This is a genomic window from Fibrobacter sp. HC4, assembly GCF_023373925.1.
Classification (GTDB): domain Bacteria; phylum Fibrobacterota; class Fibrobacteria; order Fibrobacterales; family Fibrobacteraceae; genus Fibrobacter.
The window spans coordinates 101798-114416 of sequence record NZ_JALCZV010000003.1 but is presented as its reverse complement, the minus strand read 5'-3'; the positions used below and the strand labels follow the sequence as shown (position 1 = coordinate 114416).

Here is a 12619-nt window from a genome sequence, read left to right as displayed (position 1 = left end):
ATGCCAAATGATTGGGTAATTTTATTCATATGAACTTTGTAAATTACGCAATTGGATTTCTGGTACTTTTTGCATCGATTGCCGCAGCAGATAACGGCACGGTTTCTACACGTAAGAACGCGAATTCCGCATATAAGGAATTAGACGGTTCCTCAACCGCCAAGAAAAGCGGTGGAGAAATCAAGCATACAGATCGCTATTCCCAATATGAGGGAAAATACGCTCCCAAGGATCAACCCCAGAGTCAGCCCCAGGTCATAACATCCATTCCCGAAGATTTTCCACATCCGGTCATTATGGTCATTCCCGCCTTAAATTCTAAGGGGCTAAGCGGTCTTCAAGTTGTAACAAACAATCCCCTTGCCAGGGCGGCCATGGACGGAATTAACGAATACTTGACTCAACGTCGGTATGAAGTCAAGTATCTAGAAGGAAATGAAGCGCTAGATAAAGTCATCCAGGTACAGAACAGTCTGGCCAGTTCCGATGAGGATTTGGCCTACTTGGCCAGTCTCGTGCTCAATGCCGATGTCTACATCAAGTTTTCAGGCTCTGTAGACCGCCGTGGTATTGTTACCGTAGAATTGAACGCCTACGAGTCTTCAACGGCTAGACTTCTAGGAACCCAGAACTCCACAATCGACAGCCACGGCAGAATGGAAAAAATTGACCAGCAGGCAAATTTGAAAACAGCCGCGAAAAAAGCCATGCCCGGACTGGAATCCAAAATTTACGCCTACTGGGCCGATGACCTTCGAGAAGGCAATAAATACAAGGTCATCATGAACATCCGCGGCGATTACGACGACAGCCAAATTGAGGATGTTGAAGAGGACATTGTCCAGAACGTGAAAGCCAAGTTCAAAAAGGCAAAAGTCAACACCATGACTGCCAAAACCATCGACATGGTTGTCTACAGCGACTCTGACGACGTAAACGACGTCTATAGCCAAATTCGCAAAGCCGTAAAATCAACCGCCTCCACAAAGAAGATCAACATCACCAAGAAGCTGATCATAATGGATGTTCTATGAAGACTCTTAAAATGGTAGCGCTGTGTACTATGCTTGTCGCCTACGCCCAGGCAGGCAAGATTATTACCTATACAGCCACTTCGCAGGAATCCCAGGAAGAGGCAAACAATGCCGCCATCGCAGGCGTTGCAAAGCAAATTTCTGCACAAGTCAAAGTCAATCAGACTTTAAACAAGGAAGAAATTACATCTGGAAAAGAGAGTTCCTTCAGCGAAAGTTTTCTCTCTAACAGCAAGGTTTCCAGCGACATCCAGGTTAAGGGAGTCGTTGTAAAAAAGGAACCTGCCGCCAAAGGTTTCAAGGCTACGGCGACACTGGACCTTGATGAATTCACCGCAGACATTCAATTCAAGATGAAATCTATCCAGTTAGATGTTACAAAACTGGAAGAAACGGCAAGGGACGCCCTAAACAAGGGAGGGTTCGATAGTGCAATCGAGGCCATCGAAAAAGCAAAACCCCTTCCTGCGCAATACAATGTCCTGGTCAATGAACTGGGCAAGGTATACCCCATAAACGAAAGCCATCGTTTAAAGCATGACCTCCAGGGAATAAAATCAGACATCGTCCGTGAACTTTCCAAATTAAAATTTGAAGGTCCTAGTCAACCGCTACAACTGTCAAAACCTGAAATTTCGCCCCTTGAAGTAACGGTATCTAACGAAAAAGAATTCATCGAAGGTTTCACGCTCGTCGCAAAACAGGGGCGAACAGTTCTAGATGAAAGACAAACTCAAAAGGACGGAACCGCAAGATTCAACATAAAAAACATTGACATCGACAAAGGTCCCTTTGTCATTGTAATCGAGCCAAACCTGCCTGAAGATTACCTCACCGCATCTGGCTTACGCAAGAAAATTGAAATCGATTTCAAGGTTTCCCAGACCCGCTGCAACATAAATGTTCAATGTAAGGAAGACGCAACGATTTGCAGTGCCCTTGAAAAAGGGTTGGCCAAAAAATCAATTTTTATTGATTCCGATGCAAAATCACCCATTCTAAAATTAAACATTTCAACAAATGCAGGAAAACCCATAGAATATGTTCCGGGAAAGTTCACAACACCTTATGACGTGAATCTGTCCCTAAAGGGAGACAATATTACTTTCCTTACATCGGGCCATGAAAACGGCAAACGAGAAATGGATGCCACTATTGCTGTCATAAAGAAGATCAACTTTACGCCGTTAAAGAAACAATTAGACGATTATTGTAAATAAGATAAAAAACACATTTAAACGCAAAAATACACCCTACATTTTTGAAAAAAAAAGTTCATGGTCTAACATCAGTCCATGAACTTTCTATTTTCAAACCAATGAGAAAGAAGAGTTCCGTTTCATCAATAGCAATGTGGGCGATACTTTTATGTATAGCCCTGGCCTCAACTGCTTTTGCGGGGATTGGCTTAAAAAACGGCAGCGATAAAGAACTGCCTGCCCGTCCTGTAAACAGCTATGTCTACGACGAAAATCGTTTAATGAGCGCACAGGAAGTGCAACAGTTCAATCTGATTGCAGAAGAATTATACAGGAAGGCCGGTGTAGGGTTAGCGGCCGCCCTTATGAACGACATTGGGAACAACGACTACAGGGACTTCGCAGTCCGTACGGCGCAGAACTGGGGCGTCGGTGGAAAATCCAATGAAGGAATTTTGATTTTCGTCGCCCAGAAGCAACGTCGACGTAGCGTGGAAGTCGGTTATGGAGCCGAAGGATACCTGCCTGACGCCCTTGCAGAAAGGTTGCAACAGGCAACACTAGTTCCTGCATTTAGGCAACAAAAATACGGAACGGGAATTTTAGCTCTAGCCTGGGAAATTGCACAAGTCATCGCAAAAGAAAAGAACATCCAGCTAAATATCGGCGAAAACCCAGTTCCCGAAGAAAGCGGAGTTCCTGCACGCATGGTGCTGTTCATCATGTTTGTCGCCTTTATGCTGATGATGGCCAAGTTTAGTGGAGGCCGCGGAAATGGTTGCCTCTGGTTTATGCTGGGCAATGCCATCGGTAACGCTAGCCGAAACAGCGGAAGCCGCGGTGGCTTTGGCGGAGGATTCGGCGGTCGAGGAGGCTTTGGTGGCGGCTTCGGAGGCGGAGGCTTTGGTGGCGGCGGTTCCGGCGGAAGCTGGTAATAATTTAGCGCGGCACAGGCAAAACGCCCCATATGATTTTTTCAATCCGTAAATGGATATAACTTGAATTTTTAAATAGGCATTTGATATATGAAAAAGAACTTGAGCGTCATCGAACTACAGAATTCCGACTGGCCCCGCCTTCTGCAGGAAACTTTAGGCGACAACCTGATTTCGGCTTTCGCCCACGGCGACTGTCTGATGGAAGGTTTCAATTCCATGGAATCCCCCTGGACTATCAGCTTCATTCTGAGGGACAACTCCAGCGAAAAGATCGCCCCCCTGCAGAACCTGCTGAAAAAGGCCAAGAAAGAAAATATTGAATTCCGCTATTACTTCACCCTAAAGGAAATCCAGTCTTCAGAAGACGTCTTCCCGTTGGAATTTCTGCACATCGCCCATCGCAACGCAGTCATTGCCGGTGCAGCTCCCCTCCCCAATTACGAGCCCAACATGGAATGTCTGCGTCTGGAATGCGAACGCGAGTTGCGCGGTTTGCTAGTCCATCTGCGCAGGGCCTTTACCTACCTCAAGGAAGATCGCAACCCCCTGGGATTCTTCGTACGGGCAAGTTCCACCATGCTTCCTACCATGTACGGAGTATACTACCTGAACCACAGGGAATATCCCGAAAATCACCAGCAGATCTTTAACGACTACCCAGCCTTGCAGACTCCCATCAGCAGCAAAAACGAAAAACTGTTCCTGGACAGCGTGAATAGCTATATTAGTACCGTCACAGAAATAGTCAACCTCGTCGACACCATGGAGGTGGTATGAAAAAGGTAATTATCGGCACTCTCGTTTCCGTCATCTTGCTTGCAGCAATCATTGTTGGCAAGTCCGTTAGCGTCTATAACAATATTATCGCCTTGGACGAAGGCGTAAAGGCCCAGTGGGCTCAAGTCGAGAACACCTACCAGCGCCGTTTTGACCTGGTTCCCAATCTTGTGGCTACCGTGCAGGGTGAAGCCGACTTTGAAAAGAGCACCCTGACTGCCGTTGTGGATGCCCGCAGCCATATGGGCGGCGTCGTTAAAGTTGACGAAAACGTCCTGAACGACGAAGTGGCCATGAAGCGCTTTCAGGAAACCCAGGCTACCCTGGGCGGCGCCCTGCAGCGTTTGATGGCTGTCAGCGAAAACTATCCGAACTTGAAGAGCAACACCAGTTTCCAGGAACTGCGCGTGCAGCTTGAAGGTGCAGAAAACCGCATTGCCGTGGAACGTAAGCGTTACAACGAAGTGGTCATGCAGTACAACACCACCATCCGCATGTTCCCCAACAGTCTGATTGCCGGATTTGCAGGAGCCAGCCCCAAAGTGCAGTTCTCTGCAGACGCAGGCGCAAGCACCGCTCCTACAGTAAAGTTCGACACCAAGTAATTCGAGTTTTGCCCAATGAAATGTACCCGAATTTTAGGCACAACCCATCACGGCAGCTATAAGAAAGTCATCGACGTCCTCTTTACCAAGGAAGAACTGTCGATGCGAATGAATCGCAAGACCGCCAGGGACGGAGTAGAAATCGAAATTGAAGTTTATGAAGACCTGCAGGAAGGTGATATCATTGCCGAAAACGACTCCTACGCCTATGCGGTAAAGCTATACGTGCCTAAATTACCCAAAGAAAATCTGAATCCTGAAATAAGAGTCAAAAATTACCTCTAGCACAAAAACTCCCGCGGATTAAATCCATGAAGAGGCCTTTTTTGTAAATTGAGGTACAGGAGTTGTTTATGGAAAAGTCTTTTCAGAAAAACATTTTAGTCAAATGGTTCCTGGCAATAACCTTTGCACTCATGACCTTCTCGGGAAGCGCCAAGGCAGCAGACTATTCCGCAGAGGAATTGGATACATTGGTCGCAACCATCGCACTTTATCCAGATCCGCTGTTGGCCCACGTTTTAACGGCATCAACCCACAGTGACGAAACTCCATCGGCAAGCCTCTGGGCAAACGCCCACAAGGGTTTCAAAGGTGAAGCACTCACGGCGGAAATGCAGCGCGCTGGCCTTGATTACGACGCCAGTGTTCTAGCCCTGATTCCCTTCCCGACGATTCTTGCCACCATGGCAAAATACTCCACCTGGACATCTCAGCTGGGCAGAGCCGTAAAGAATCAGAATGGCGAAGTTATGTTTGCAGTCCAGCGTATGCGCCACGCTGCTTATGACCACGGGAATCTGAACTCTGACCAATACATAAAAGTCGAACGGGATGTATACATTACAATTGAACCGGTGAAAAAGGAATACATTTATGTTCCTGTCTATAACCCCTCTGTAGTGTATTATGTTCACACAGACCGTTATGTACCGATGCACTATGGCCATGTGGTCTGGACTGGATACTGGTATAACGATTGGGTTTGGGGCGACACCTGGTTCGAATGGCATAGCCACACCATCCGTCACCATCCGCGTCCACCTAGACCGCGCCACCATTACAATGCACAGCCCCCAAGGCATGGCGGACATTCCTACGCACCGGCCCCATCCCAGCCCCAGAGCCATCATCGCCTTCCTGTTAGGGAAACTAGTCCCAAGCCTTCAACAAAACCGCAGCCTGCAAAGCAGGAACAACAAAGACCTACATACACGAAAACAGAAAATGTACATCCTCAGGAAGAATATAGACCTGTCAGCAATCCGCAGAACTTGACAAGAAACAAGAAGACGAATTCTTCCCAGAGTTCAACCTATAACGACGACCGTAAATATGACGATCGCCGCAACGGAGATGATCGTTCACGAGAATCAAACAGCCAAGGTAATGGCGGTTTCCGCAGAAGCATTCGTCGTTAGATTTTCCTTTTTCCCAATTATCACTTGGTAACCAGATGTCACTATACAACAGCATTCTTGAAACTATCGGTAATACCCCCCTTGTCCGCATAAACAAACTGAATAAGGGAGATGCCGAAGTCTACGTCAAACTTGAAATGTTCAACCCCCTGGGCAGCGCCAAGGACCGTGTGGCTCTAGAAATGATTGAAGCCGCAGAAAAGGAAGGCAAACTGAAACCCGGCGCTCTGATTATCGAACCCACCAGTGGAAACACCGGCGTAGGCCTCGCCTATGTTGGAGCCGTAAAGGGTTACAAGGTTGTGCTGACCATGCCCGACTCCATGAGTGTGGAACGCCGTATGCTTTTGAAATCCTTGGGCGCAGAAGTTGTGCTTACCGAAGGTGCCAGGGGAATGGCCGGCTGTATCGAAAAGGCAAACGAAATTGCGGCAGCAAATCCTGGGAGCTTTATTCCCCAGCAGTTTGAAAACCCCGCCAATCCCGACGCCCATTACAAGACCACCGGTCCCGAAATCTGGAGAGATACCGAAGGCAAGGTGGATGTATTTATCGCTACGGCAGGCACAGGCGGAACTGTCAGCGGAACCGCAAAGTACCTCAAGGAAAAGAATCCCAACCTGCATGTAATCGCTATCGAGCCTGACGACTCCCCCATGATTTCCAAGGGTGTTGCTGGCCCCCATAAGATCCAGGGGATCGGGGCAAACTTCATCCCCAAGATTTATGACCCCAAGGTGGTGGACGAAGTCTACCTGACCAGCACCGAAAAGGCTGGCAAGGCCGCCCGCGATGCAGCGGCAGAAGAGGGAATTTTTGTGGGTATTTCTTCCGGTGCAGCCCTGGAATGTGCCCTTACCGTGGCAAAGCGTCCCGAATTTAAGGGAAAACGCATTGTGGCCCTGCTCCCTGATACCGGCGAACGCTACCTCAGCACCTGGCTGTGGACAGAAAAGTAAAGGGATTTTTCTACATTTTTCCCGTAAAATTATGGCAAAAACCTAAAAGGTTAGAAAATGGATATTCCTGAATCTTCGAATTTTATTCAAGACATCATTGTCAACGATTTGCAGACCGGTAAGCGCAACAAGGTGCTGACCCGTTTCCCGCCGGAACCTAACGGCTACATTCACATTGGCCATGCCAAGTCTATCTGCCTGAACTTCGGCACCGCTCAGAAGTTCGGTGGCTTCACCAACCTCCGCTTCGACGATACCAACCCCACTAAGGAAGATGTGGAATATGTGGATTCTATCCGCGAAGACGTGAAGTGGCTCGGTTTCCAGTGGAAGGAAGAATTCTTTGCTTCTGACTACTACGACCAGATTTACGCCTTTGCAGAAAAGATGATCGAAATGGGCAAGGCTTACGTTGAAGACCTGACCCGCGACGAAATGCAGGAATACCGTGGTAACGATGCTGGTAAGCCCTCTAAGCCCAGCCCCTACCGCGATCGTAGCGTTGAAGAAAACATGAAGCTGTTCCGCGAAATGCGTGACGGCAAGTATGCCGATGGCGAAAAGTGCCTCCGTGCAAAAGTTGATTTGGCTAGCCCCAACATGAACATGCGCGACCCGGTGATTTACCGTACCAAGCACTGCACTCACCACCGCACTGGCGACAAGTGGTGCATCTACCCCATGTACGACTTCGCTCACCCCATTAGCGACTGGATCGAAGGCATTACTCATTCTATCTGTACTTTGGAATTTGAAGCCCATCGCCCGCTGTACGATTGGTTCCTCATTGAACTGGGTCTGGAAAACCGCCCCCAGCAGATTGAATTCTCCCGCCTGAACCTGACCTACACCATGATGAGTAAGCGTAAGCTTCTTGAACTGGTGGAAACCAAGGCTGTTCTTGGCTGGAACGACCCCCGTATGCCCACGGTTTGCGGCTTCCGTCGTCGTGGCTTTACCCCCAGCTCCATCCGCGAATTCTGCAGCCGCATTGGCGTGTCCAAGGCAGAATCCATGGTAGACGTAAACTTGCTCTACTTCTGCATCCGTGAAGAACTGAACCAGAGCGCCAAGCGTGCTATGGCTGTGATTGATCCGGTGAAGGTTGTCATCGACAACTGGGAAGACGGCAAGGTGGAAATGGTGGAAGTGGAAAACAACCCCAACAATCCTAACGCAGGCACCCGCATGGTACCGTTCTCCAAGGAACTGTACATCGAAGCAGAAGACTTCATGGAGGAACCTCCCAAGAAGTATTTCCGCTTGAAGCCGGAAGGCGAAGTTCGCTTGAAGGGCGCCTACTTCGTAACTTGCAAGAGCGTCGAAAAGGACGCAGACGGCAAGGTGACCGTCATTCACTGCGAATACGATCCTGCCTCCAAGGGTGGCGAATCTCCTGACGGTCGTAAGGTGAAGGGCACCATCCACTGGGTGAGCGCCGCTCATGCTGTAGATGCAGAAGTCCGTCTCATCGACAACCTGTTCACTCTTGAAGATCCGTCTGATGTTCCCGAAGGCGAAGATTGGCACAACTACCTGAATCCTGAATCCATGGTCATTAAGCAGGCTAAGCTGGAACCCAGCCTGGCCGACGCCAAGATGGAAGACCGCTTCCAGTTCCTGCGTCTCGGCTACTTCTGCCTGGATTCCGACGATTCCAAGCCGGGTAAGTTGGTATTCAACCGCACCGTTGGCCTGAAGGACAGTTTCAATCCTGCAAAGTAATTTGCGGAACGATTCTACGTTCTTGAAAAAAAATATAAGAGAAGTCCATCGGCTTTTTCGCCGATGGACTTTTTTTGTTGGAAGAAAAATCCGTACAAATTATCTGGAAAGCATCTTCCCGTTAAGGATAGCGATCCAATGCTTATTCTGAGCCTTGGCAGGAACCTTCATGGATGTAGAGCCCACCTGAATTCTAGTCTTGTAAAGAATAGCTCCGTTCAAATCCATAATGGCGAATGTGCCGCCAATATCTGTTTGAATTTCCAGGTTTGATCCGTTTACGACAAAGAAATTCGTGGGAGACAACCGGCTGTAATCCACAGCCAACGTCTGCGAAGATACAGTATCCTTCTTATCTTCGATGGTGGGAATATGAATCACCGGTTCCGTCACAATGGGATTGGCGGGCTCGGTGAAACCGAGCTGTTCATCCATCCAGGCCATACGTTCCTTCATCTTCTTGCGAAGGTGCTCCACTTCACCGTCCCAAGTGTCAGCGTTGTAACCACCCATGGCCATTCCCATGCCTCCGCCAGATTGATTGCAGTACTTCATAGGCTGAGGATCATTATCGTTCTGACCGCTAGACTTTCCTAAATTCGGCCAACGTTCAAAGTTACGGTCGGCAGCATTTTTCAAGTAGACCTTCATGGAATCCAGATAGGCATCCATAGTCTTGGTATGCCATACGCCACTACGCAATTCGGCCCAGCGTTTTTTCAATTCGCTTTGGTAACTCTGATTTTTCCACATGCTGGTAAGCCAACGAGGAGCCTTCAGGGAACTTCCTCCGAAGCCACCCCACATGCCGCCACCGCCATTTCCGTCGGCAATTTGCTTACTGCTGTTTTCGATTTGCCAGCCCGTGGTTCCCGAACTTCCGAAACCACCCATGCCACCGAAACCACCCATGCCACCGAAGCCGCCCCACATACCGCCGCCATTGTTCTGGCCTTCGGGAGAGGTACCGTTGCTCATCGCCAAGTTGAAGTCCCAGGGAGGACCTAAAGTGACCTTGCCGCCCTTGCTATCCTTATCTTTATGCAAGAAGAAGCTACACCAGTAGGAGTCGGCATTGTTCGTAACTTCTTGATGAAGGACGTAATCGACAGCGGACCCTACATCCACGTAGTTCTCGTAGCCAGAGCCACTCTTTCCGTCCTTGAAAAGACCTTCAAGATCGTTCAGGTACTTCTTCAGGTAATTTTCCTGCTGCTCCTGGATATTGTCTTTTTTAGGATAGTGGAGAATGACATTCAAACCGTCTGAAGTACTGAAACCTTCGTTATTGACATCACCGCTGCCTGCGCCGCCGGTGTTAGTGCCGGTCTTGTCGAATGCCCAGATGTAACCACCGGTCAATTCATCACCTTCAATGTCTTCTTCCTTGAGTTTGGCCACATCCACACGGTACTTACCACGCTTGATTTTTTCAATTAGCACATACACACCGCGGTAAACACCATTGATATACAAGTCAAAATGCATGGTACGGGGGCTATAGCGGCCGGCCTGCCTAAAAAGCCAATGGGCCAGGGAGTTACGCATCATGCTCTTGTCCACGTAGGGACCATGGAACACCCAGTCGTCTGCTGCGGGGAGACCTAACATGCTTACATCGATTTCTCCACCAATGGAATCACGAACTTCAACACTATAACCCGGCTTTGGGAACAGGGCGGAAGATTGCCCTCTCACCTTAATTCCGATATCATAGAGTTTTCCCTTGGCGCTATCAGCTACAGAATTTGTAGCAGCATCCAAAACCCTCATAGTGGCAGGAATTTTTTCGGAAACGTTCTTGTCCAGACATTTTTGCTTTGTATCCACAAAGATAATGGGCAAGTCGTAGGTCTGGGCTATAGCCGCATTAGCAACGACCAAGCCAAACATACCTGCAAGAATTCGATTCTTGAAGTCCTTTTTCATTTTATTCTCCCAATAACAACATTCCTACCCTAAATTTAAAGTTTGTACAAAAAAAAGATTAATCGAATTTCGTTTTCGCGTTGTAAGGAGAAACAACAGCATTTTTGGAAAAGGAAACCGTACTTCAGCCATTTTTCATGGAAAAATACCCTATAATGTCTAACCAATCACTTTCTGTAAATTTCTAGTTAAAAAATAAGCTACATTAACTTTGAGTATTTTTTTGAGTTTGAGGCTGCCCTATGGAAAGCGCAAGAAAAATAATTAATCAGTTTTTGAAAGGTAAATTCAGCGGAAACGAACTAAAGGCCGAACTGTATAAGGCCGGTGTTGCCGCCATGGAAGAAGAATGGACCTTTATGGACGCCAGCTTCCAATTGGGTGGCAAAGCTCGCGATGAAGGCATGGATGGCGACGAAGTCGAACAGACGCTCCGTCGAGCATTCTCTGCAGAAAAACGTTCCTCTGAACGCCCCGCAGAAGCGGCACCCGCAGCAGCTCCGGTAGCACAGGCCCCTGCAGTGGAAGGTGGAGCAGCACCGGCCACTCCCCAGACTGTAGCCATGCCCATAATCTCCCCCCTTTCGGCGGGAATGATTTCCATGGAACAGATGCTCGCCATGGGTCTGGACACCCAGTCTCTTGAACTTCTGCAAAACTTCAAGATTGACCCCGAAGCCCTTTCCATTCCCTGGCCTGCAGCCGACTGGCGAAAAGACTTGGCCAAGTTGCTGGAATCTACTTTCGAACAAGATGAAACCATCGAGTTCAAGATTTCCAACACCTCCAACAGTACCGAAGAACTGGTGTCCAACATCGTTGGCCAGGATGACGCCATTAAGAAAATAATGAAGAGCCTGGACAGTCCTGAAGGCGCTCTTCTGTGCATCAATGCCGTTAAGGGTGGAGAAGATGCCTCCGATGAATCTTGGCATTACCGTTATGTCGTCGTCGACAACCCCAAGATGAGTCTTGCCAAGCAGTTGGCTTACTACAAGGCCTTGAACCTGCCTTGTGCCGCCTTGGTCAACACAGGCGCCAACTCCGTGCAGGCCTGGATCAAGATTTTTGCAAATGACGAAGAAGAATATAACGAACGCGTAGACTTCCTCTTCAAGACCTTGGATTCCCAGGGCTTTAAAGTAGATTCGTCCAACCGAAATCCCCATATGATGGTCCGCATGCCGGGCGTACTTCGTGGCGGTAAGCAGCAGTACCTTATCGGACTGGAACAGGGCGCCAAGAACTTTAAGGAATGGCGTGAATGGGTGGAATATTCTCTGGATGGCAAGCCGCTGATTGAGCTGGCTAGCGACAGTGAAGAAGCGCCGAAAAAAGACCAGACCATCGTGGAAAACATGCTCCGCGCTGGCGAATTCTTCCTCTTTACGGCACCTCCCAAGAGCGGCAAGTCTCTTGCATTGATGGACCTTGGTCTGTCCATTTGCTACGGGGAAGACTGGTTCGGTAATACCACCACATCCAGTGACGTTCTCTTCATTAATTTCGAACTTACTAAATCGGTGTTCCTCAACCGCCTTCACCTGTTGGGATCTAAGCGTGACCTGAATGCCAGCACCCCGAAGTTCGGTTTCCTGAATCTTCGCGGAACTGCACTTTCTCCGATTGAAACAGCACAGCTGATTGCCAAGAGAATCCAGGGGGCCAAGAAACTGGAAAACCACGATTACCGCGTTGTCGTGATCGACCCGATTTCTTCTGTGTTGCACAATCCCAAGTCTACCCGACTGAGCGGCTCTCCCCATCAGATATTGATGCAGATGATCGATACAATCATTGCACTTACCGGATGCGCCGTTGTATCCAGCTGCAACATTGACGAATTCCCATACCTGGAAGCCCGTGCAGACTCTGTCATGAAGCTGACCCCGGTTGAAGGTAGCCTCAACTTGTACCAGATTAACGGAAACTTCAGAGAATTCCCCAAGATGGTCGCTCGCGAATGCTCCTGGATTTATCCGCGATTCCTGGTATAAGCTCCATACTTTATAGAAAAGATTTAACAAAAAGA

Annotated in this window: 11 protein-coding genes; 10 read left to right on the top strand and 1 reads right to left on the bottom strand. The window is 48.6% G+C overall.

All coding sequences use genetic code 11. The features are described from left to right. The first annotated feature begins 29 nt into the window (after window positions 1-29). The 9 genes from MMG03_RS02840 (at window position 30) to MMG03_RS02800 (ending at window position 8658) form a co-directional block, all read left to right on the top strand. Window positions 30-1034 carry a hypothetical protein gene (locus MMG03_RS02840; protein ID WP_101478799.1) on the top strand — a complete coding sequence of 335 codons (1005 nt, stop codon included), beginning with the start codon at window positions 30-32 and terminating at the stop codon, window positions 1032-1034. Continuing rightward, window positions 1031-2254, top strand: coding sequence for a hypothetical protein (locus MMG03_RS02835; protein WP_249505586.1), 1224 nt, complete (start codon window positions 1031-1033; stop codon window positions 2252-2254). The genes MMG03_RS02840 and MMG03_RS02835 overlap by 4 nt, the downstream gene beginning before the upstream one ends. Window positions 2255-2352: 98 nt before the next feature. Beyond that, window positions 2353-3168 (top strand): YgcG family protein, encoded by an 816-nt coding sequence (locus MMG03_RS02830; protein ID WP_073156733.1) that lies wholly within the window; start codon window positions 2353-2355, stop codon window positions 3166-3168. Window positions 3169-3258: 90 nt separating this feature from the next. After that, entirely contained in the window at window positions 3259-3948 is a 690-nt protein-coding gene (locus MMG03_RS02825; protein WP_073156077.1) for a hypothetical protein, read from the top strand. Next, window positions 3945-4553 (top strand): LemA family protein, encoded by a 609-nt coding sequence (locus tag MMG03_RS02820; protein ID WP_073234093.1) that lies wholly within the window; start codon window positions 3945-3947, stop codon window positions 4551-4553. Before MMG03_RS02825 ends, MMG03_RS02820 begins: the two co-directional genes overlap by 4 nt. 15 nt (window positions 4554-4568) lie before the next feature. After that, complete coding sequence (locus MMG03_RS02815; RefSeq protein ID WP_073156072.1) at window positions 4569-4838, top strand: hypothetical protein; 270 nt, start codon at window positions 4569-4571, stop codon at window positions 4836-4838. A gap of 68 nt (window positions 4839-4906) precedes the next feature. After that, on the top strand, window positions 4907-5974 hold the full coding sequence (locus MMG03_RS02810; RefSeq protein WP_088665545.1) for a DUF3300 domain-containing protein: 1068 nt from the start codon (window positions 4907-4909) through the stop codon (window positions 5972-5974). A gap of 35 nt (window positions 5975-6009) precedes the next feature. Then, complete coding sequence (cysK, locus tag MMG03_RS02805) at window positions 6010-6933, top strand: cysteine synthase A (RefSeq protein ID WP_249505585.1); 924 nt, start codon at window positions 6010-6012, stop codon at window positions 6931-6933. 57 nt (window positions 6934-6990) lie between these two features. Continuing rightward, entirely contained in the window at window positions 6991-8658 is a 1668-nt protein-coding gene (locus MMG03_RS02800) for a glutamine--tRNA ligase/YqeY domain fusion protein (protein WP_249505584.1), read from the top strand. Between the two features lie 99 nt (window positions 8659-8757). Here MMG03_RS02800 and MMG03_RS02795 read toward each other — a convergent pair whose 3' ends face one another. Beyond that, entirely contained in the window at window positions 8758-10587 is a 1830-nt protein-coding gene (locus MMG03_RS02795; protein WP_083538071.1) for a CotH kinase family protein, read from the bottom strand. A 275-nt stretch (window positions 10588-10862) separates the two neighbouring features. On the opposite strand from MMG03_RS02795, the gene MMG03_RS02790 reads away from it, so the two are divergent. Continuing rightward, complete coding sequence (locus MMG03_RS02790) at window positions 10863-12584, top strand: AAA family ATPase (RefSeq protein ID WP_249505583.1); 1722 nt, start codon at window positions 10863-10865, stop codon at window positions 12582-12584. The last annotated feature ends 35 nt before the right edge of the window (window positions 12585-12619 follow it).